General features: G+C 53.5%; 22 protein-coding genes. 10 read left to right on the top strand and 12 right to left on the bottom strand.

The genetic code is table 11. The features are described from left to right. The 6 genes from yidD to ACSF8X_RS01930 form a co-directional block, all read right to left on the bottom strand. On the bottom strand, nt 1-258 hold the full coding sequence (gene yidD / locus ACSF8X_RS01955) for a membrane protein insertion efficiency factor YidD (protein ID WP_084722448.1): 258 nt from the start codon (nt 256-258) through the stop codon (nt 1-3). Further along, on the bottom strand, nt 225-581 hold the full coding sequence (gene rnpA, locus ACSF8X_RS01950) for a ribonuclease P protein component (protein WP_500850591.1): 357 nt from the start codon (nt 579-581) through the stop codon (nt 225-227). The genes yidD and rnpA overlap by 34 nt, the downstream gene beginning before the upstream one ends. A gap of 12 nt (nt 582-593) precedes the next feature. Then, nucleotides 594-728, bottom strand: coding sequence for a 50S ribosomal protein L34 (gene rpmH / locus ACSF8X_RS01945; RefSeq protein ID WP_081669218.1), 135 nt, complete (start codon nt 726-728; stop codon nt 594-596). A gap of 154 nt (nt 729-882) precedes the next feature. After that, nucleotides 883-1,653 carry an amino acid ABC transporter ATP-binding protein gene (locus ACSF8X_RS01940; protein ID WP_500850590.1) on the bottom strand — a complete coding sequence of 257 codons (771 nt, stop codon included), beginning with the start codon at nt 1,651-1,653 and terminating at the stop codon, nt 883-885. Further along, nucleotides 1,650-2,321: an amino acid ABC transporter permease gene (locus ACSF8X_RS01935; RefSeq protein ID WP_047880857.1), complete on the bottom strand. Its 672-nt coding sequence runs from the start codon at nt 2,319-2,321 to the stop codon at nt 1,650-1,652. Before ACSF8X_RS01935 ends, ACSF8X_RS01940 begins: the two co-directional genes overlap by 4 nt. 73 nt (nt 2,322-2,394) lie before the next feature. Then, nucleotides 2,395-3,150: an amino acid ABC transporter substrate-binding protein gene (locus ACSF8X_RS01930; protein WP_500850589.1), complete on the bottom strand. Its 756-nt coding sequence runs from the start codon at nt 3,148-3,150 to the stop codon at nt 2,395-2,397. A 315-nt stretch (nt 3,151-3,465) separates the two neighbouring features. On the opposite strand from ACSF8X_RS01930, the gene dnaA reads away from it, so the two are divergent. From dnaA to ACSF8X_RS01905, 5 genes are all read left to right on the top strand, one after another. Beyond that, nucleotides 3,466-4,875, top strand: a complete 1,410-nt coding sequence (gene dnaA / locus ACSF8X_RS01925) for a chromosomal replication initiator protein DnaA (protein ID WP_047880855.1) — start codon at nt 3,466-3,468, stop codon at nt 4,873-4,875. Nucleotide 4,876: 1 nt separating this feature from the next. Beyond that, entirely contained in the window at nt 4,877-5,977 is a 1,101-nt protein-coding gene (dnaN, locus tag ACSF8X_RS01920) for a DNA polymerase III subunit beta (RefSeq protein WP_047880854.1), read from the top strand. A gap of 3 nt (nt 5,978-5,980) precedes the next feature. Beyond that, nucleotides 5,981-7,060, top strand: a complete 1,080-nt coding sequence (gene recF / locus ACSF8X_RS01915) for a DNA replication/repair protein RecF (protein WP_047880853.1) — start codon at nt 5,981-5,983, stop codon at nt 7,058-7,060. 19 nt (nt 7,061-7,079) lie between these two features. After that, on the top strand, nt 7,080-9,494 hold the full coding sequence (gyrB, locus tag ACSF8X_RS01910; RefSeq protein ID WP_047880852.1) for a DNA topoisomerase (ATP-hydrolyzing) subunit B: 2,415 nt from the start codon (nt 7,080-7,082) through the stop codon (nt 9,492-9,494). A gap of 237 nt (nt 9,495-9,731) precedes the next feature. Then, nucleotides 9,732-10,172: an Hsp20 family protein gene (locus tag ACSF8X_RS01905; RefSeq protein ID WP_047880851.1), complete on the top strand. Its 441-nt coding sequence runs from the start codon at nt 9,732-9,734 to the stop codon at nt 10,170-10,172. 118 nt (nt 10,173-10,290) lie between these two features. Here the strand turns inward: ACSF8X_RS01905 and ACSF8X_RS01900 are convergent, their stop codons facing one another. The 3 genes from ACSF8X_RS01900 to glyQ all read right to left on the bottom strand — a co-directional run bounded on the left by ACSF8X_RS01900 (nt 10,291) and on the right by glyQ (nt 14,813). Then, complete coding sequence (locus ACSF8X_RS01900; protein ID WP_500850588.1) at nt 10,291-11,541, bottom strand: valine--pyruvate transaminase; 1,251 nt, start codon at nt 11,539-11,541, stop codon at nt 10,291-10,293. A 281-nt stretch (nt 11,542-11,822) separates the two neighbouring features. Then, the gene (glyS, locus tag ACSF8X_RS01895) at nt 11,823-13,892 is read right to left on the bottom strand and encodes a glycine--tRNA ligase subunit beta (protein ID WP_500850587.1); all 2,070 of its coding nucleotides are present in this window, start codon (nt 13,890-13,892) and stop codon (nt 11,823-11,825) included. 9 nt (nt 13,893-13,901) lie between these two features. Further along, entirely contained in the window at nt 13,902-14,813 is a 912-nt protein-coding gene (gene glyQ, locus ACSF8X_RS01890; protein ID WP_047880801.1) for a glycine--tRNA ligase subunit alpha, read from the bottom strand. 288 nt (nt 14,814-15,101) lie between these two features. Here glyQ and ACSF8X_RS01885 point away from each other — a divergent pair, with 288 nt between their 5' ends. The 3 genes from ACSF8X_RS01885 to ACSF8X_RS01875 all read left to right on the top strand — a co-directional run bounded on the left by ACSF8X_RS01885 (nt 15,102) and on the right by ACSF8X_RS01875 (nt 17,037). Further along, nucleotides 15,102-15,791, top strand: coding sequence for a YiaD family glycine zipper/OmpA-like lipoprotein (locus ACSF8X_RS01885; protein WP_500850586.1), 690 nt, complete (start codon nt 15,102-15,104; stop codon nt 15,789-15,791). Nucleotides 15,792-16,080: 289 nt separating this feature from the next. Beyond that, nucleotides 16,081-16,638 carry a TMEM165/GDT1 family protein gene (locus tag ACSF8X_RS01880; protein ID WP_047880800.1) on the top strand — a complete coding sequence of 186 codons (558 nt, stop codon included), beginning with the start codon at nt 16,081-16,083 and terminating at the stop codon, nt 16,636-16,638. A 147-nt stretch (nt 16,639-16,785) separates the two neighbouring features. After that, nucleotides 16,786-17,037, top strand: coding sequence for a hypothetical protein (locus ACSF8X_RS01875; protein ID WP_047880799.1), 252 nt, complete (start codon nt 16,786-16,788; stop codon nt 17,035-17,037). A 51-nt stretch (nt 17,038-17,088) separates the two neighbouring features. On the opposite strand, the gene tusA is transcribed toward ACSF8X_RS01875, so the two are convergent. Continuing rightward, nucleotides 17,089-17,337, bottom strand: coding sequence for a sulfurtransferase TusA (gene tusA / locus ACSF8X_RS01870; RefSeq protein WP_047880806.1), 249 nt, complete (start codon nt 17,335-17,337; stop codon nt 17,089-17,091). Nucleotides 17,338-17,475: 138 nt separating this feature from the next. On the opposite strand from tusA, the gene ACSF8X_RS01865 reads away from it, so the two are divergent. Continuing rightward, nucleotides 17,476-17,661 (top strand): hypothetical protein, encoded by a 186-nt coding sequence (locus ACSF8X_RS01865; protein WP_047880798.1) that lies wholly within the window; start codon nt 17,476-17,478, stop codon nt 17,659-17,661. A gap of 136 nt (nt 17,662-17,797) precedes the next feature. Further along, a complete protein-coding gene (locus ACSF8X_RS01860; protein ID WP_047880797.1) occupies nt 17,798-18,742 on the top strand; it encodes a LysR family transcriptional regulator in 945 nt (314 codons plus the stop codon). A gap of 82 nt (nt 18,743-18,824) precedes the next feature. Here ACSF8X_RS01860 and acuI read toward each other — a convergent pair whose 3' ends face one another. Both acuI and fadA read right to left on the bottom strand, forming a co-directional pair. Next, a complete protein-coding gene (acuI, locus tag ACSF8X_RS01855; protein WP_500850585.1) occupies nt 18,825-19,805 on the bottom strand; it encodes an acrylyl-CoA reductase (NADPH) in 981 nt (326 codons plus the stop codon). 165 nt (nt 19,806-19,970) lie between these two features. Then, the gene (fadA, locus tag ACSF8X_RS01850; protein WP_500850584.1) at nt 19,971-21,134 is read right to left on the bottom strand and encodes an acetyl-CoA C-acyltransferase FadA; all 1,164 of its coding nucleotides are present in this window, start codon (nt 21,132-21,134) and stop codon (nt 19,971-19,973) included. Nucleotides 21,135-21,157: the final 23 nt, after the last annotated feature.

The following is a 21,157-nucleotide window of genomic DNA, read 5'->3' as shown; positions in this document are numbered from 1 at the left end:
TTAATTATCTCTGTCGTTATGCTTGGTTGGCGGAACGGGGTCGTAACCACCGTCGGTTAAAGGATGACATCTTAATAGACGTTTCGCTGCGAACCAACCACCTTTTATTGCTCCATGCGCTTTGACAGCTTCAATGGCGTATTGGGAACAGGTTGGGGTAAAGCGACAACGGGGCCCGATGAGCGGACTGATTGCCAGTTGGTAAAAGCGGACTAGTCTTACGACTAGCCACGCGAAGGGCGAGACAGGCGATGCCATAATTTATCTAGCAACTTGAAAAGTTCTTCGTTGCTCAATTCACTGGCACTTTTCTTGGCGATAACAACAAAATCGTTTGCTGGCAGGTCATTTTGCTTTAGGCGGAAGCTCTCACGTGCGATACGTTTGAAGCGGTTGCGGCCCACGGCAGTTTTGATCTGTTTTTTGGGTACAGCTAAGCCTAGACGCGGATGGTCAAGATTGTTGGGACGGGCAAGAATAGTTAAATGAGGAGAGCCAGCACGGTGAGCTTGCTGGAAGACTTTTTTATAGTGTTCGGGAGTTAGCAGACGTAACTCCCGAGAGAAAGCGTACTTACTCAAAATAATCAAAGATTACTTAGAAAGACGCTTACGGCCTTTAGCGCGACGTGCATTGATTACAGCGCGGCCATTCTTAGTCGCCATGCGAGCACGGAAACCGTGAGTACGCTTGCGCTTCAGAACTGAAGGTTGAAAAGTGCGTTTCATGCTTTTTACCTTAAAAATTTAACTGATCAGTTTTTAAGTATGGTCAGAGTTTCCGTCTGCGAACAGACGTAGCCTCTAAACAAAGAGGCGGAATTGTAATCATTGACTCGAAATTAGTCAATCATTTCACCCGTCGACCATCACGGGCGCTGCATTATACGTTTTGTGACGAGGAGTGCAAGGATCCTTGTTGGATCCCGACCTTATTTAGGAACTTTTTTAACCGAGGATCGTGCGGTTGGGTGAAGATCTGATCCGGCGTGCCCTGTTCGACGAACTCGCCGTCGGCCATGAAGATCACCCGGTCGGCGACTTCTCGGGCGAACTGCATCTCGTGGGTAACAACCAGCATGGTTTGGTGGCGGGTGGCCAATTTTTGCATCAGGGTCAGGACTTCGCCGACCCACTCCGGGTCGAGCGCCGAGGTTGGCTCGTCAAACAGCAGCAGCTCTGCGTCGAGTGCCATCGCCCGGCCGATCCCGACCCGTTGCTGCTGGCCGCCGGAAAGGGCTGCCGGGTAATGGCCGCCTTTGTCCCCCAAGCCGATATCGTCAAGGATTTGCTGGGCTCGCAGGTAGGCGGCTTCTTTTTTCCAGCCCTTGACCGTGATCAGCCCCTCGGCAATGTTCTGCTGCGCGGTGAGATGGGCAAAAAGGGCGTAGTTCTGGAATACAAAACCGGTTTTCCGGCGCAGGGCCAGGATATCGGCCTGGCGGGGCTGCGTGGTATCAAAATGGGTATCGCCAATGGTGATCTGGCCGCTGTCGGCGTGCTCAAGGACGTTGATGCAGCGGAGTAGGGTAGACTTGCCGGTGCCGGACGGGCCGATCACCACGACGATCTCGCCGTGGTTGATGGTCAGGTCGAGGCCGGAAAAAATCGTGCTGTCGCCGAAGCGCTTGGTCAGGTTGGTAATCGAAATCATCGTGTGTATGCCCGGTTGAGTTTGTGTTCTGCCCAGTGCTGCACGCGGGTGAGCACCAGTACAATGGCCCAGTAGATAAGGGCGACGGCGAGAAAGGCCTCGAAGAACTTGAAGCTCGACGATGCTTCCATCTGGGCCTTGGCCATGATTTCGGCGACCCCGAGTGTGAAGGCCAGCGAGGTCGATTTGATCATGTCGATAAAATAGTTCATCAGCGAAGGCAGGGCGATGCGGGTGGCCTGCGGCAGAATGATCCGGCGCATCGCCTGCAGCTCGGTCATCCCGATGGACAAGCTTGCCTCGCGCTGGCTGCGGTCGACCCCGCTGATGGCGGCGCGGATGCTTTCGGCCATGTAGGCGGCAAAGTGCAGCGTCAGGCCGATCACCGCCGCCGTGAAGGCGTCCATCCCGATGAATACCGGGAACAGTTGCGGCAGGCCGTAGTAGAGCAAAAACAGCTGGACCAGCAGCGGAGTGCCACGGAAAAAGCTGATGTAAAGCTGGCTCAGCTGGTCAAGCAGCGGGATCTTGTAGGTCCGGAGCAGGGCGAGCAGTAGCGACAATATCAGGGCAAACAGCAGGCCCCACAGGGCCATGCTCATAGTGGTACCCAGGTAGCGCAGCAGGATCGGCAGCAGCGAAAGCATGTAGTTGAAGTCAAATGCCATGGCAGAACTCGTATCGATAGGCAGAAAAACAACGGGCCCAGTATCGGGCCCGGTTGCTAGAAGGATAGCTGGCTTAGCGGGTGATGTCGGCGTCGAACCATTTGCGGGATATCTCGGTCAGGGTACCGTCCTTGCGCATGGCCTCGAGTGTTTGGTTGACCTCGCCTTGCAGGATGCGCCCTTTTTCGGTGTCACGGAATGGCCAGGCATTTTCGATGCGCTCAAAGGGCTTTCCTGCCAGTTGCAGCGGTAGATTGGCTTTTTTGATCAGCGCTAGCGACGAGAGGCGATCCATCACAAAGGCATCGGTTCGGCCGAGGGCAACATCATGCTCGATTCCGGTATCGTAAGTCTTGATGGTGATTTGGTCGGCGTTGTCGAGTTGGCGCAGAAGCTGTTCGTAATTCGACCCGAGGTTGACCCCGACGGTTTTCCCGCTCAGATCGGCGGTTTCCTTGATGCTGTCGTTGCCACGGCGAATGACGAGTTGGGCACCGTCAATGACATAGGGGGCTGAGAACAGGTATTTGGCCTCGCGCTCCGGGGTGATGGTGATCTGGTTGGAAATCGTATCGATGCGGCCGGTTTCGAGCAGGCCGAACAGGCCTGAGAAATTGGCGGTGACGAACTCGACGTTGTAGTCGTTGCGCTTGGCGATTTCGTTCCACAGATCAACCTCAAAACCCTGGAGCTGGTCCTGCTTGACAAAGGTGAAGGGGAAATAGCGGCCGGACATGCCGACTTTGACGTCTGTGGCGGCGATTGCTGTGTGTGTGGTGGTTATTGTCAGGGCAATGGCGGCAAAAGCGGTAGTGATCCAGCGTTTCATCCTGTTAACTCCTCAGGTTGCTGTTATGTTCTGCTGTATTTCGTCTGGCTATCCTAGCTGGAACATACGGCGTTTTTTAAATAACTATCGGTTATTTGAAATAACTGCGAGTTTGGCTGAAAACCGGATCATGTTTATGAAATTGTGGGTAAGCGGGGGTAAAATTGTGCTGATCTTCCATTTTGCTGTGTGATCTATGTGAATAACTCGGATCTTATTCACTGGATCTGCGATCTCTTTGCTGGCGATCCTCGGCTGGGGGGTATAAAATTGCATCCCTTTTGTGTTTTCTAGTTATTCTGTGTGGAGTCGAGCTTGTCATCTTCGCTTTGGTTGCAGTGCCTTCAACGCCTTCAGGAAGAACTCCCTGCAACAGAATTCAGCATGTGGGTTCGTCCGCTTCAGGCCGAGCTGAACGATAATACGCTGACCTTGTTCGCCCCTAATCGATTTGTGCTTGATTGGGTACGCGACAGATACCTGAATAATATCAATCGCTTGCTTAATGAGTATTGCGGTAACGATATGCCGATCCTGCGTTTTGAGGTCGGCAGCCGTCCTGTTGCAGCCCCGCCGCCGCAGCCTACCGTGCTCACCCCGCCGCCGACCCGGGTGGCACCGCCTCCGGTCGAGGATGATATTCCGTCGCGAGTCTGGGAGCCTGCTCCTTCGCCGGTTCAGCCCGAAAGTCAGGGTGGTGGCTACCGTTCTAACGTTAACCCAAAGCACAACTTCAACAACTTCGTTGAGGGTAAATCGAACCAACTGGGTCTGGCTGCCTGCCGCCAGGTGGCGGACAACCCGGGGGCCGCATACAACCCGCTGTTCCTGTATGGCGGTACCGGCTTGGGTAAAACCCACTTGCTCCATGCTGTAGGGAATGCGATTGCCGATCGCAAGCCCAATGCCAAAGTGGTGTACATGCATTCCGAGCGTTTTGTCCAGGATATGGTCAAGGCGCTGCAGAACAATGCCATCGAGGAGTTCAAGCGTTACTACCGTAGTGTCGATGCCCTGCTGATCGATGACATCCAGTTTTTCGCCAACAAGGAGCGCTCGCAGGAGGAGTTTTTCCACACCTTCAACGCGCTGCTTGAGGGCAACCAGCAAATTATCCTGACATCGGACCGCTACCCGCGCGAAATCAACGGGGTGGAGGATCGCCTCAAGTCCCGTTTTGGCTGGGGCCTGACAGTGGCTATCGAGCCGCCTGAGCTTGAGACCCGGGTTGCTATCCTGATGAAGAAGGCTGAGGATCACAATATCCGTCTGGCTGACGAGGTTGCTTTTTTCATTGCCAAGCGCCTGCGCTCAAACGTTCGGGAGCTGGAAGGGGCTCTGAACCGGGTGATTGCCAACGCCAATTTTACCGGGCGTGCCATTACCATTGATTTTGTCCGCGAGGCACTGCGTGACTTGCTGGCTTTGCAGGAAAAATTGGTCACGATCGATAATATCCAGAAGACCGTGGCTGAGTATTATAAGATTAAGATGGCTGATATGCTGTCCAAGCGCCGTTCGCGTTCGGTGGCTCGTCCGCGTCAGATGGCAATGGCTTTGGCCAAGGAGCTGACCAACCATAGCTTGCCGGAAATCGGTGATGCTTTCGGTGGCCGCGATCATACCACTGTGCTCCACGCCTGCCGCAAGATCGAGCAGTTGCGTGAAGAAAGCCATGACATCAAAGAAGATTATTCAAACCTAATTAGAACATTGTCATCTTAATATGAAATTTACAGTATCCCGCGATCACTTGTTAAAGCCGCTGCAGCAGGTCTCTGGTGCATTGGGCGGCCGTCCGTCATTGCCGATCCTCGGCAATATCCTGCTCCAGGTTGCCGATGGCTGCCTGTCGATGACGGGGACGGATTTGGAAGTGGAAATGGTTGCCAATCTGGCGCTGGAAGGCGACTTTGAAGCCGGAGCCGTGACCGTTCCTTCACGCAAGTTCTTCGATATTTGCCGTGGCTTGCCGGACAGTGCCAATATCATTGTATCGCTGGAAGGCGACCGGGTTATTATCCGCTCCGGCCGAAGCCGATACACCCTGTCTGTACTGCCGGCGGCCGATTTCCCGAATATCGAAGACTGGCAGAGCGACGTGGAGCTGGTGTTGCCGCAAGGGCAGATGCGCCAGCTTATCGAGAGCACCCAGTTCTCGATGGCCCATCAGGATGTGCGCTATTACCTTAACGGCATGCTGTTTGAAACCAGCGGTACCACGTTGCGCTCGGTTGCCACTGACGGCCACCGAATGGCGGTATGCAGTATCGAACTTGCCGATGCGATGCCTGACAAGCAGATCATTGTCCCACGCAAAGGGGTCATGGAGCTGATGCGCCTGCTGGATACGCCGGATGCCGATGTTCGGATCCAGATCGGCCACTCGAATATCCGTGCCCAGGTAAACAATTTCATCTTCACCTCCAAGCTGGTTGACGGCCGTTTCCCTGATTATCGCCGGGTGATGCCGAAAAGCAGCACCAAGATTGTCGAAGCCAACTGTGATGAGCTGCGCAAGGCCTTTACCCGTGCCGCCATTTTGTCTAACGAGAAGTTCCGCGGTGTGCGCTTGAATTTGTCGCAAGGCCAGATGCGGATCACCGCCAATAACCCAGAGCAGGAAGAGGCCGAGGAGTTTTTGGATGTGAATTATGACGGCGAGCCGTTGGAAATCGGGTTTAATGTCAGCTATGTGCTAGATGTCCTCAATACCCTGAAGTGTGAACAGGTACGCTGGTCACTGACCGATGCCAATGCCAGTGCACTGTTAGAAGATCTAGCCAGTGACAATGCCATGTATGTGGTGATGCCGATCAGGCTATAAAGCATGGCTCTGACCCGTCTTATTGTAAAAGACTTCCGCAATATTGAAGCTTGCGACTTATCCTTGTCGTCAAGCTTCAACTTTTTGGTGGGTGCCAACGGCAGCGGCAAGACCAGTGTGCTGGAAGCCGTCTATTATCTCGGCCATGGCCGCTCTTTTCGCAGCCACCTGACCGGGCGGGTGATCCGCCATGACCAATCTGAGCTGTTTATCCATGGCCGGCTGCAGTCCGGATCGGCGATGGAGCTGCCGGTTGGGATCAACAAGAAGCGCGATGGTTCGACCGAGCTGAAAATTGGCGGGGAAGGCAACCAGAAGCTTGCACAGCTTGCCAAGATCTTGCCATTGCAGCTGATCACCCCTGAAGGGTTCGAACTGTTGATGGGCGGCCCTAAATTCCGCCGAGCCTTTATCGACTGGGGGGTGTTTCACGTGGAACCCCAGTTCTACCATGCTTGGTCTCGCATCAAGCGATTGACCAAGCAGCGCAATGCCTTGCTCAAAACGGCGCGTGGCTACCGTGAGCTCAGTTATTGGGATCAGGAGCTTGCCGTGCTGGCGGAAGATATCAATATCTGGCGCCAAGACTACCTCGATGCCGTTAAGCGCAAAACCGAGGAGATTTGCCAGAGTTTCCTACCAGAATTCGACATCCAACTCGGTTACTACCGTGGTTGGGAGAAAGAAACCCCATATGCCGAGCTGTTGCGGCGCAATTTCGAGCGTGATGTGCAGCTTGGCTATACCGCAAGCGGGCCGCATAAGGCTGACTTGCGGATAAAAGTTGCCGGTACGCCGGTCGAGGACGTGCTGTCCCGTGGCCAGTTGAAATTGATGATGTGTGCACTGCGCTTGGCGCAGGGGCTGCATCTGACGGAAACCACGGGCAAGCCGTGTATATATTTAATTGATGATTTTGCTTCCGAACTGGATAGCCAGCGGCGTGCGCTGCTAGCGCAACGGTTAAAGGAAACCGACGCCCAGGTCTTCATTAGTGCGATCAGCTATGACCAAATAGCCGATATGCATGATGAAAATGGCAAGATGTTTCATGTGGAAAACGGTAAAATAACCGCAGGATAAATTAAGCGAGAGTAACTCAATGTCCAACAACTACGATTCATCAAGTATCAAGGTACTAAAAGGCCTTGATGCGGTACGTAAGCGCCCAGGGATGTACATTGGTGACACTGATGACGGCACTGGTCTGCACCACATGGTCTTTGAGGTGGTCGATAACTCTATCGATGAAGCTCTTGCTGGCCACTGTGAAGATATCGTCGTCACCATCCATGAAGATGGTTCGGTGTCGGTTAGCGATGATGGTCGTGGTATTCCGACAGAGCTCCACCCTGAAGAGGGAGTATCGGCAGCAGAAGTGATCATGACCGTTCTGCACGCAGGCGGTAAGTTCGACGATAACTCTTACAAGGTATCAGGTGGCCTGCACGGTGTGGGTGTTTCTGTTGTGAACGCCCTGTCTGAGAAAGTTGAGCTGACTATCCATCGTGGTGGCCATATTCACCAGCAGGTTTACCGCCACGGTGAGCCTCAGGCTCCGTTGGCCGTGATCGGCGATACCGACCGTACCGGTACCCGTATCCGTTTCTGGCCGAGTGCCGAAACGTTCAGCAATATTGAATTCCATTACGAGATCCTGGCCAAGCGCCTGCGCGAACTCTCTTTCCTGAACTCGGGTGTGTCTATCAAGTTGATTGACGAGCGCGAGGCAGACAAGCAAGACCACTTCATGTACGAAGGTGGTATCCAGGCGTTCGTTGCCCACCTGAACCGCAACAAAACGCCGATCCACGGCAAGGTCTTCCATTTCGAGTCTACCCGCGAAGACGGTATCAGTGTTGAAGTTGCGATGCAGTGGAACGATGGCTTCCAGGAAAATATCTACTGCTTTACCAACAATATCCCGCAGCGCGATGGCGGTACCCACCTTGCGGGTTTCCGTGGTGCGCTGACCCGTACCCTGAACAACTTCATGGAGAAGGAAGGGTACTCGAAGAAGGCCAAGACGGCGACATCCGGCGATGATGCGCGTGAAGGCCTAACTGCTGTTGTATCGGTCAAGGTGCCTGATCCTAAGTTCTCCAGCCAGACCAAAGACAAGCTGGTATCTAGCGAAGTGAAGCCTGCTGTCGAATCGGCGATGGGTGAGAAACTGAGTGACTTCTTGCTTGAGAACCCAGGCGACGCAAAAACGGTATGTACCAAGATTATCGATGCCTCCCGCGCCCGTGAAGCTGCACGTAAGGCCCGTGAGATGACCCGCCGTAAAGGTGCCTTGGATCTGGCTGGCCTGCCGGGCAAACTGGCAGACTGTCAGGAAAAAGATCCAGCATTGTCTGAACTCTACATTGTGGAGGGTGACTCTGCGGGCGGTTCTGCCAAGCAGGGCCGTAACCGTAAGAACCAAGCGATTCTTCCGCTGAAAGGTAAGATCCTTAACGTCGAGAAAGCACGTTTCGACAAGATGCTGTCATCGCAGGAAGTTGCCACCCTGATCACCGCGATGGGCTGTGGTATCGGCCGAGATGAATACAACCCGGATAAGCTGCGTTACCACAGCATTATCATCATGACCGATGCCGACGTCGACGGTTCGCACATCCGTACGTTGCTGTTGACCTTCTTCTACCGCCAAATGCCTGAGCTGATTGAACGCGGCCACATTTACATTGCCCAGCCACCGCTGTACAAGGTGAAGAAAGGCAAGCAGGAGCAGTACATCCAGGATGACGAGGAGATGGGCCAGTATCAGGTGACTCTAGCACTGGATAACGCGGCGTTGTTTACGGCTGAAGGCGCTCCGGCAATTTCGGGCTCGGCTCTGGAAGCATTGGTAAAACAATACAACGGTGCAATGAAGCTGGTGTCTCGTATGAGCCGCCGTTACCCGTCATTGCTACTGAACGAATTTGTCTACCAGCCGCGCCTGACAGCCGATATGTTGGCTGATGAGTCTGGTGTTGAGGCATGGGCTGGCACCTTGGTTGAAGCCCTGAATCGCAAGCAGTCCGGCGAGAGCCAGTACAGCTTCAGCTTAGTCAAGGATGAAGAAAATAGCGTCTGGGTACCTAAAGTGACCGTCCGTACTCACGGTGTTGATCACGAGTATCCGCTGAGCGTGGATCTGCTTAACTCGAAGGAATACGCCAAGCTGGCTGATTTGTCTGAAGCACTGAATGAGCTGCTCGACGAATCGGCTTATGTTCAGCGTGGCGAGCGCAAGCAGCCGGTGGTGAGCTTTAAGGAAGCACTGGATTGGCTGATCAAGGAATCGCGCCGTGGCCTGTCGCTACAGCGATACAAAGGTCTGGGTGAGATGAACCCTGAGCAGCTATGGGAGACCACGATGGATCCTGAATCTCGCCGTATGATGCAGGTTACCATCAACGATGCAGTAGCGGCCGATGAGCTGTTCACGACTTTGATGGGTGATCAGGTTGAGCCTCGCCGTCATTTCATCGAAGAAAATGCCCTGAACGCAAACTTGGACGTATAAGTCTGAGTTGCATCAAGTTTGCAGATAAAACGCCGCACACAGTGCGGCGTTTTTTTTATTGAGGGGTAGGGTGAAAATTTTTTTGTCCAGGGGCTTGGAATTTGTTTCCTGCATCCCTATATCTAGTAATGAAGAGCAAGGTGCCGCAATGCGGGCCGGCGTTGGTCTTGTCCCAAAGGGGAAAGCCGCTTCACCTATCACATCGTTATATATATTGCTTCAAAGAAGGATAATGTTATGCGTAACCTAGATTTCACTCCTCTATACCGTTCTGCTATTGGCTTTGACCGTTTGTTCAACCAAATGGAGAAGTCAGCCGCTAACAATAATGCCGGTTACCCTCCGTACAATATTGAGCAGCAGGATGAGAACCACTACCGCATCACGATGGCCGTTGCCGGGTTCGGCGAAGAGCAGCTGGATATCACCCAGCAGCAGAACAAACTGATAGTCCGTGGTACCCGCGAAGCTAAAGACGATGCATCACGCCAATACCTGTACCAGGGCATTGCCGAGCGTGACTTCGAGCGCAAGTTCCAGTTGGCTGATTACGTCAAGGTGATTGGTGCTGAGATGGAACACGGTTTGCTTCATATCGATCTTGAGCGAGAAATCCCAGAAGCGGAGCAGCCGCGCAAGATTGCGATTAATGGTACTCGTTTGCTAGAAAGCGAGTAAGGCGAGTTTTAGACCCTGCCGATAGAGTAGTGAAAGCCAGCATCTGCTGGCTTTTTTTATTGCTGTTTTGGGGGGTATCGGAGGTTTGTTTCACGTGAAACAAACCTCCGTGGCAGGGTTAGCCATGTTGGTAGGCCTTGCGGATCTCCTCGGCAATGATATCAATCCCTTTTTGCATTGCCTTATCATCTTGAACGTAGTTCATCCTCAGGCACTCATGGCGGTGCGGCCATTCGCCTTCCAGGCCAATGAAGAAGTATTCGCCCGGGACAATGAGGACCCCGCGGGCCTTGAGACGTTGGTATAGATCCAAGGTTGTGATAGGAAGCCCGTCAAACCAGAGCCACAGGAAAATAGCACCTTCGGGTTTGTGGATCCGAAACCGTGGGTCGGGGATGGCTTGGCGGAGCATCTCGACAGCTCGCGCTGCCTTGTCCTTGTAGAACGGCTTGATGACGTCTTCACTCAGCGGGATAAGATCACCTTGTTTAATCATCTTGTGTGCCAGCGCCGGGCCGATGCTGCCGGGGGCGAGGCTCAGAACCCCGTTCATGTTAGCGATTGCCGTGGTGATAGCCTCATTGGCGACGACTATCCCGCAGCGCGCGCCGGGCAGACCGAGTTTGGACAGGCTAAGGCAAAGCACGGTATTGGGGTTCCAGTTGATTTTGACGTCTTCGAAAATGATGTCTGGGAAGGGCATACCATAGGCATTGTCGATGATGAGCGGGATCCCATGCTGATGTGCGAGCTGGTCGAGGTGGGCCATCTCGGCGTTGGTCAGGACATTGCCGGTTGGGTTGGTCGGTCGCGAAGCGCAAATGGCTCCGATATTTTCGTCGATGAGCAGTTGTGTGAAATCGACATGGTATTTGAACATCTGGTTGTCGAGCAGGGTAATGGCGGGCTTGTACGAGACAAACATGTCTTCGCATAGCCCGGAATCACCATAACCTATATATTCCGGTGATAGCGGCAGCAGGATTTTCTTTTTCTTTCCGTCAGGGAATTCACCGGCCAGTAGATTGAATAGGTTGAAGAAGGCGCTTTGGCTACCGTTGGTCAGCGCGATATTGCGGGCTGAAATTCCCCAGCCGTATCGGGCATTGAGCAAATCGGTCAGAGCATTGATAAAGGTGTTTTTCCCTTGTGGTCCGTCATAATTGGTCAAGGCAGCAGTCAGTTCGCCGGAGGCTGCCATTTGGGCGCAAAGCTGGTTGAAATAGGCGACCATGGCGGGGATCTGGGCGGGGTTCCCGCCTCCTAGCATAATGGCATCGGGATTGCGGAGCCCGTCATTGAGATCATCCATTAGCTGGGTGATCCCGGAATAACGGGCAAATTTGTCGCCAAAGGTAGAAAACTCCATGTACTGTTGACCTCGGTGTGCTGTCTGATTTGTATGCGATGTGGTTGTTGTTTATGTTGTGTTTGGCTCAACATACCTCAACCTCGATCTGAGCGAAAGCCCTTGCTGTGTATTGCTCTGGCTAATCTCACCGGATGAAAGGGATATCTTTTAGTGTAGTGTGGCTGGTGGGAAGCGAGAGGGAGGTTATATGCTGATTGCCAAGGGGGGATGTTTCACGTGAAACGGCCGCATAGAAAAAACCCCGGCAGGGCCGGGGTTGGATAATTGTTTTTGGGCGATTATTTCTGCAGAAGAGAAATATCGGCCACCTTCAGGAACTCGTTACGCAGTAGGTTTAGCATCGTCAGACGGTTCACTTTTAGTTGTTCGTCATCGGCCATAACCATTACGTTATCGAAGAAGGCATCGACAGCTTCACGCAGGGTGGCCAGCTCAGACAATGCCTGCTGGTAGTCACCGTTGGCAAATACTGGAGCTAGCGTTGCCAGCATCGCATCGATATCTTTTGCCAGTGCCTGCTCTGCGTCTTCAACCAACAACTCGTGGTTGATGGTGTCAGCTAGCTCGCCGTCAAATTTGGCAAGGATGTTGCCAACGCGCTTGTTCGCTGCGGCCAGAGACTCGGCTGCATCAAGGGCGCGGAAGTGGCTAACCGCTTTAACGCGTTTGTCGAAGTCTGCAGGTTTGGTTGGGTGGCGAGCCAATACGGCTTGGATCGCGTCAACACTGTGACCTTCGTCCTGGTACCAAGCGCGGAAGCGGCCTAGCATGAATTCCAGTACATCTTCCTGAACATCGGCATTGCTTAGCTTGTCGGCCAGTAGTTCGTGTGCCTTGGCGATCAGGTCAACAAGGTCAAGATCGTAGCCTTTCTCAACGATGATACGTAGAACACCTAGGGCTGCACGGCGAAGGGCGAACGGGTCGCTGCCTTTTGGTGCCTGGCCAATACCGAAGATACCCACCAAGGTATCTAACTTGTCTGCCATAGCAACAGCGGCAGAAACATCGGTGCTTGGTAGCTCGTCACCGGCAAAACGAGGCATGTACTGCTCGTTCAGTGCCAGTGCCACTTCCTCTGCTTCACCGTCATGGCGAGCGTAGTGCATGCCCATTACGCCTTGGGTATCGGTAAATTCGAATACCATCGACGTCATCAGGTCACACTTGGACAGTAGGCCGGCACGCTCTGCGTGCTCAACGTTGGCACCGATCTGCTGGGCGATGTAGCCAGACAGCGCGGTGATGCGGTCTGTCTTGTCGCGCAGGGTACCCAGTTGCTTCTGGAACAGGACACTGTCAAGTTCAGTCAGGCGCTCAACCAGAGGGCGCTTGCGGTCTGTGTTGAAGAAGAACTCGGCATCAGCCAGACGAGGGCGGACAACCTTCTCGTTACCGGCGATGATCTGGCTTGGGTCCTTCGAGATGATGTTCGATACGAAGATGAACTTAGGCAGTAGCTTGCCGTTATCGTCGTAGATTGGGAAGTACTTCTGGTCACCCTTCATGGTGTAAACAAGGGCTTCTGAAGGTACCTTCAGGAACTCTTCCTCGAACGACGCGGTTAGGACAACCGGCCACTCAACCAGTGATGTCACTTCTTCTAGCAGGTCGTCTTCAAGATCGGCATTACCGCCAACGATTTCGGCTGCTTTCTGTGCGTCAGCTAGGATGATAGCTTTACGTGCGTCGTAATCAGCCATTACCATGCCGCGCTCTTCAAGTAGAGCAGGGTATTGGTCTGCATGGTCGATAGTGAATTCAGCTTCGCCCATGAAGCGGTGACCGCGAACGGTTCGGCCAGATTCTACGCCCAGGATAGTGCCCGCGATCAGCTCGTCACCCAACAGCATAGTCAGGGTTTTCACCGGACGGATGAACTGGGTGTCTTTGTCGCCCCAGCGCATTGGCTTAGGGATAGGCAACTTTGCAAGAGCCGCTGCTGCGAGTTCAGGGAGCAGTGTTTGGACCGGTTGGCCTTTGACTTCCTGCTTGTACAGTAGCCATTCGCCCTTGTCGGTCACCATGCGCTCGGCTTGATCGACGGTGATACCGTTGCCACGTGCCCAGCCTTCGGCAGCCTTGGTTGGGTTGCCGTCAGCATCGAATGCTGAAGCAACCGCCGGGCCACGCTTCTCAACGACTTTGTCTGGTTGGCCGGCAGCCAGTGCAGTGACTTTCAGTGCTAGGCGGCGAGGTGCGGCAAACCACTTGATGCTCTGGAAGGCAAGATCGGCACCGTTAAGCTCGGCTTCAAAGTTCTCGGCAAATGCTTCTGCCAGAGTACGAAGGGCTTTTGGTGGTAGCTCTTCGGTACCTAGTTCGATTAGGAAATTCTTGTCGCTCATGCCGATCCCTTATTTGTTAGTTTTGCACATCGGGAAGCCCAGTGCTTCGCGTGAAGCATAGTAGGCTTCAGCAACCTGTTTGGTTAGGTTGCGGATACGCAGGATGTAACGCTGGCGCTCGGTAACCGAGATTGCCTTGCGGGCATCTAGCAGGTTGAAGGCATGACCGGCCTTGAGGATACGCTCGTAGGCAGGTAGCGGCAGTGGGGTCTCAAGCGCTAGCAGTGACTGGCACTCTTTCTCGCACTGATCGAAGAACGTGAACAGGAAGTCTACGTCAGCATGCTCGAAGTTGTAGGTCGATTGTTCCACCTCGTTCTGGTGGAAGATGTCGCCGTAGGTCACTTTGCCTAGCGGGCCGTCGGTCCATACTAGGTCATAGACAGAATCAACGCCCTGGATGTACATCGCCAGACGCTCGATACCGTAAGTGATTTCGCCGGTGACAGGCTTGCACTCAAGGCCGCCTACCTGCTGGAAGTAAGTAAACTGGGTTACTTCCATACCGTTTAGCCACACTTCCCAGCCTAGACCCCAGGCACCCAGTGTCGGGTTTTCCCAGTTGTCTTCAACAAAGCGGATGTCGTGAATTTGAGTATCGATACCCAGTGCTTCCAGCGAACCCAGGTAAAGTTCCTGGATATTGTCAGGTGATGGCTTGATGATCACCTGGAACTGGTAGTAGTGCTGAAGGCGGTTTGGGTTTTCGCCGTAGCGGCCGTCGGTAGGACGGCGAGATGGCTGTACATACGCCGCTGCAATAGGTTCTGGACCCAGAGCACGAAGACATGTCATTGGGTGAGAGGTACCTGCGCCCACTTCCATGTCGAGAGGTTGCACAATGGTACAACCTTGTTGGCCCCAGTAATCCTGCAGCGCGAGGATCATGCCCTGAAAGGTTTTAATATCGAATTTCTGCATTGTCAGCTTCGCGTGTTAAATGGATTAAGAGATAAAAAGTAACAATCCAGTATACCTCGCCAGCCCTTGCCCTAGTAGAGTCAGTGACTATTTTTTGCCCATCCATGCTGAATTTGTTTAAATTAGTTGGGATTGCCGCGTAACGGATATCGGCATGTATACATTTTTTACATTGTTCTGATATTCAGAAGTGGTAAATCGCTACACTTATTCGATAAGCATAAATCGTACACTGTACAGTTAATTAGTCTGTGAGGCGGCAGTTGCCGCCATTGATGGGAAACGGATATGGAATTGATGTGTTTGGGCCATTCTGGCAAATGGGTGAGAAACATTGTGTTTGCATCTTTGACTGCAATGGCGGCGAGCGGGTGCTCAACGACAAACCCGTATACGGGTGAAGAGCAGACGGCCAAGGCGACGGGCGGTGCGCTGATTGGCGCATTGGCTGGCGCGGCAATCGGCGTGGCATCGTCGAGCAAGAGTGATCGCGGCAAGGGTGCGTTGATTGGCGCAGCATCGGGTGCGGCACTGGGCGGTGGTATCGGCTATTACATGGATGTGCAGGAAGCTGAATTGCGCAAGCAACTCCAGTCGACGGGGATCAGCGTAACTCGCGATGGCGACAACATCATTCTGAATATGCCCAATTCGATCACCTTCGGGGTAGACCAAACGGATCTCAGCGTTCAGGCTAAGCGTGCTTTGTACAATGTTGCCCTAGTGGCAAAAGAGTACAACAAGACTATGTTGAACGTATACGGCTTTACCGATAGCACCGGCTCTGCATCATACAACCTGCGCTTGTCTCAGGTTCGTGCGAGCGAGGTGAGCAATCAGTTGATGCGTGATGGGGTCAAGAGCAACCGTCTTGTAACTAAAGGCATGGGCGAAGCCCATCCTATCGCGACGAATAGCTCTGAGCAGGGGCGTTCGCAAAACCGACGGGTTGAAATTGTGCTTTCGCCATTGTCTTAATCCTATGTGTTGCGGGCTATATCCCAGCTTATGAAAAGGAGCCTCAGGGCTCCTTTTTTTGATCTTGAATCCACAGGGCTAGATCCGTACAATCGGCGTTCCTTTGGGGAGTAGCCTCTTGCTCTGGCAAGACGGGTGTCAACATAATTGAAGCAAAATCTTCATGGCATTCGTGACCAACCCGTGCCGGGCTGGTTTGGCAAGACCATAGGTAAACCAGCATGAACCGGGGTGGGGCGTGCGCGTTTACTTGTGGCTAAAATAATATCCCTGCCCCGAAGAGCATGTCGTGAGTATTTTAGCTATATCCATTACCTCTGTCGCTTTGGCCGAAATTGGCGACAAGACCCAGTTGTTATCCCTGCTGCTTGCCAGCCGTTATCGCAAACCTGTACCTATCATCGCTGCTATTTTCTTGGCGACAATTGCCAATCATGCACTGGCTGCTTGGCTTGGTGTGGTTGTTGCCGACTACTTAACCCCCGATATCCTCAAATGGGTATTGGTGGTGTCGTTTGTCGCGATGGCCGGCTGGATCCTGATCCCTGATAAGCTTGATGACGATGAATCTATCTCCAACCGCGGGCCTTTTATTGCCAGTTTTATTGCTTTCTTTGTGGCTGAGATTGGAGACAAGACCCAGGTTGCGACCACTATGTTGGGGGCGAAGTACCATGATGGCTTGATGTGGGTCGTGTTGGGGACGACAATCGGGATGTTGTTGGCGAATGTCCCGGTCGTGCTGATTGGAAAATTGTCTGCCGAGCGGATGCCGCTTGCGCTGATCCGTAAAATTACGGCGGCATTGTTCGTTGGTCTGGCAGTTGCGGCAGCCATTGGAATGTAGGTATCGAGGCTGTGATTGTTTCACGTGGAACATCGGCCAATGATATTGAAATGACAGCAATATAAAGTGTGACAATCACGGCAGCGTGGGGGGGATGACCGTGCTATGTTGGAAACAGTTCCGGCAAGCGGAGGTTGAGGAGGGGGTATGGATCGTTTTCTTGCAATATCACCACGCAGCCAATTTTGGTTGTTCAATTTTGCTTTGGCACTCAATATTTTGGGTATGGTACTAACGGATATGTGGTTACCAATGGTGGTCGGGGCGATTGTAACGACTTACTTGTCGGTGGATGCCTTGGTACGTTTGCGCTATATCCAGCCATTGAAGAAAGAGATCCGTGAACTTCGCCATGAGCTGGATCTTGCCCGCCGCCAGTTGAGGGACAGCCAAGACTGATGTCGTAAGGGTCAATATTTATAAAAAAGCCGCTCACAATGAGCGGCTTTTTTAATTGCTTCCCTTTTTGATCAGGTAGCGGTATGGCAGGGTGTCGGTATCGGCCGCCACCAGTGTATGGTCCATAAAGCGGCAAAAGCTCGGGATATCCCGGGTTGTCGATGGGTCATCTGCGGTGATCAGCAGGGTTTCACCCTCCGCCATCTTCCTGACTGTTTTCCTTACCATCATTACCGGTTCTGGGCAGCGTAGCCCTTGTGCTTCTAGACAGTGGGTTGGATTGTCGAATTCTGCAGTCATAATCATTACATCTTGCTGTGAGGGTATCGATGATACTGATGGGCAAGAATTAATCAATAAGGGTTGGCAAATCCCAATAAAAGGTGTAACTTGGTTAACATCTTGTTAACGTTTGTCTTCTAAGGATCAGGAGGACCTATGCTGACTCAGACGGATCGCCTCACCATATACAGTGTGCTGTGCTTCATTACGTTTTGTTCGCTGATGCTGCGCGCCCCTAATGATACGAGTTTGTTTGCCCTTGGCGGGCTCATCTCTGCCGCTTTTGGTCTCTGGTTTGAGCTAACTAACTCACCAGAACTTGAAGAAGAAAGCGACAGCTAGCAGTTACCCATCTATATCCTCCCAGTTTTCTTGGGCTTCTCCCGCTGTTAGGCGGGCTTTTTTTTATTGGGCGCGACATAATTGGCTGGGTAAGAGAAGTAGTGGTGTAAGCAAGCCGATATCAGATAGGAGCCCTATGGAGCTGGAAGATGTGTACCGCCGTGATTTGAATTTGTTGGTAGCCCTTAAGGTGCTGCTCGAGGAAGGCAGTGTCAGCAGAGCGGCGGTGAGGCTGAACCTCAGCCAGTCGGCGATGAGCCGGGTGCTGGGTCGCCTGCGTAGTCTTGTTGGCGATCCGTTGTTTACCCGTCAGGGGCAGCACCTGTTGCCGACCCAGCGAGCACTGGAGCTTAGCGAGCAACTCGATGCCCCGCTGGAGGCTATGCGTACACTGTTGACGCCGGTAAACTTCCGTCCCGAGGATTGCGATCAGCGGTTTGTCATCGCAACCACCGATTATGCGATGCAGACTATCTTGCCGTTTGCCTTGCCGCGGATCTACAGCGAGGCACCGCGTATCTCGCTCGAGTTCTCGCCGCTCCAGCATGATAATATGCCCAATCAACTGACCGCTGGCGGGTGCGATATGGCACTGTGTCGACCGACTGGCCCAGTTGAGCCACTGTGCAGTGATTATCTGGGGCCGGTTAGTGTATTTTGCCTGCTGTCGCGTAAACATCCGCTGGCCAATGCCGATCTGACATTGGATGATTACCTGACCTATCCCCATGCGATGATTGCCATCAGCGATGGGGTGAAGGCGCTGATTGACGATGCTTTGAGGGGGTATCCATCGCGGTGGATGGCACTGCGGGCCTACCATTTGGAAGCGGCGCTGGCTATTGTCGAGTCGATGCCGTTGATTATTACGGTGCCGGCGGATTTGGCTTATCTGGTGGCCGACAGGCATGACTTGGTGATCAAGCCCTTGCCGTTCGAGTTTAAGCCGTTCGAGTATTCGCTGATCTGGCACCCGCGTTGTGAGCATTCGGCGCCGCAGATCTGGTTGCGTCAATTGATCAAGGAAGAGTGCGGCAAGCTGATCAACCAGCGTATCCGCGATATGGGGTTGGGAGAGTGATAGGGAGTATTTTTGAGGGGCCGCCGCGATAAAAAAGGCCTGCACAGGGCAGGCCAAAAAGGTAGTCAGGTGTTGTGTTTAGTTATAGTTTAATCACAACACGGCCAGTGATCTGGCCATTGGTAATCGCATCGGCACACTCAATAACCTGCTCCAGGTTTACCTCGCGGCAGGCTTGCTCGAAGTATGAGGCTGGTAGTAGCTCAGCCAGTCGCTGCCAGGCTTTCTGGCGCTTCTCGTATGGGCACATCACTGAATCGATGCCCAGCAATTTTACATTGCGCAGGATGAAAGGCATGACGGTAGTTGGCAGGTCGAAACCGCCAGCTAGGCCGCACGCGGCTACTGCGCCGTCGTAGTCGATCTGTGCCAGCACTTTGGCCAGCACCTTGCTGCCAACGGTATCAACAGCACCTGCCCAGAGCTGCTTTTCCAGTGGGCGAGCCGGTTCTTCCAGCTCACTGCGCTCGACGATGCGGCTTGCGCCAAGGGCTTTTAGCAGTTCGCCATTTTCACTGGCACGGCCGGTTACGGCAGCAACAGTGTAGCCAAGTTGGGAAAGCAGGGTGACAGCAACCGAGCCAACACCGCCGCTTGCGCCTGTTACTAGAATTTCCCCTGCTTCTGGTTTGACGCCAGCATCAACCAGAGCCTGCACACATAGCATTGCCGTGATACCCGCCGTACCGATCATCATCGACTGCTTACCATCAATGCCTTGTGGTAGCGGAACCAGCCAGTCTGCTTTTAGTCGGGCACGTTCGGACATCCCGCCCCAATGGCCTTCACCCACGCCCCAGCCAGTCAGGATAACTTTGTCACCAGCTTGGTAGCGTTCATCAGCTGATTCCAGCACGGTACCGGTCAGGTCGATACCTGGCACCATTGGGAAGTGGCGGGCAATTTTGCCCTTGCCGGTAATCGCCAGGCCATCTTTGTAGTTCAGGGAAGAGTAGTCGACATCGATTAGGACATCGCCTTCTGGCAGCTGGCTTTCATCAAGCTGCTCGATAGTCGCGATAGTTTTTTTCTCTTCTTGGTTCAGTACCAGTGCCTTAAACATAATGATGCTCCGAAATAAACAAGCGTCTGAATTAGCGTGGTTTAGAGTGTAGACCTGAAACAAGTATGAATAAAATGAATCTTTGTCATTTTATCTATGTGTATGACGCATAAGAGACTATGAATAAAGAAGCCCGCCGAAGCGGGCTGGTCGGTCTAGCGTTGATCAGGGGCGTTCGAAGACGGTGGCGATACCTTGGCCAAGGCCGATACACATGGTGGCCAGGCCGAATTCGGTATCTTGTTGCTCCATCAAATTGATCAGCGTGGTGGCGATCCGAGCTCCCGAGCAACCCAGCGGGTGGCCGAGGGCAATTGCCCCGCCGTTGAGGTTGACCTTCTCGTCGAGGTGATCAAGTAGGCCGAGATCCTTGGCACAAGGCAACGACTGGGCGGCAAAGGCCTCGTTGAGTTCGATTAAACCAATATCGCCCATTGTCAGCCCGGCCCGCTTGAGGGCTTTTTGGCTGGCTGGGACAGGGCCATAGCCCATGATAGAGGGATCACAGCCGGCAATAGCCATCGACTTGATACGGGCACGTATGGTCAGCCCCAGTTCCTTGGCACGGCTCTCGCTCATGACCAGCATGGCCGAAGCGCCGTCGGACAGCGCCGATGACGAGCCGGCTGTGACGGTGCCGTTGGCCGGATCGAACACCGGCCTTAGCGCCGACAGTGATTCGGTAGTGGTATCCGGGCGGATCACCTCGTCGTGGATTAATTGGATCAGGCGACCTTCGCTGTCATGTCCTTCTGTTGGTAGGATTTCGTGGCTGAAACGGCCTTCGACGGTGGCGGCATGGGCGCGTTGATGCGAGCGGGCGGCAAAGGCATCTTGTAGTTCACGGCTGATCCCGTGCATCCTGCCCAGCATCTCGGCGGTAAGTCCCATCATGCCTGCGGCTTTGGCGACGGATTTCGACAGCCCAGGGTGGAAGTCGACCCCGTGGTTCATTGGGACGTGGCCCATATGTTCGACACCGCCCACGAGGCAGGTTTCTGCATCCCCGACCATAATTGCGCGGGCGGCATCGTGCAGCGCCTGCATCGATGATCCGCAAAGCCGGTTGACCGTGGTGGCCCCGATGGTATGCGGCAGCCCGGCAAGCAGGGCTGCATTACGGCCGATATTGAAGCCTTGCTCAAGGGTTTGCTGGACACAGCCCCAGTAGATATCTTCGATATTGTTGGGATCGAGCTGCGGGTTTCTGGCCATTAGCCCCTTCATCAGGTGGGCGGAGAGATCCTCTGCGCGGACATGGCGGTAGGCGCCGCCTTTCGAGCGGCCCATCGGGGTCCGGATACAATCAACAATGACTACGTTATTCATTTCTTATTTCCTTATCCTTGAAA

The sequence above is a fragment of the Photobacterium panuliri genome, from assembly GCF_059920555.1.
The sequence above is the reverse complement of the archived record's forward strand: the minus strand, read 5'-3'. Positions and strand labels throughout refer to the sequence as shown.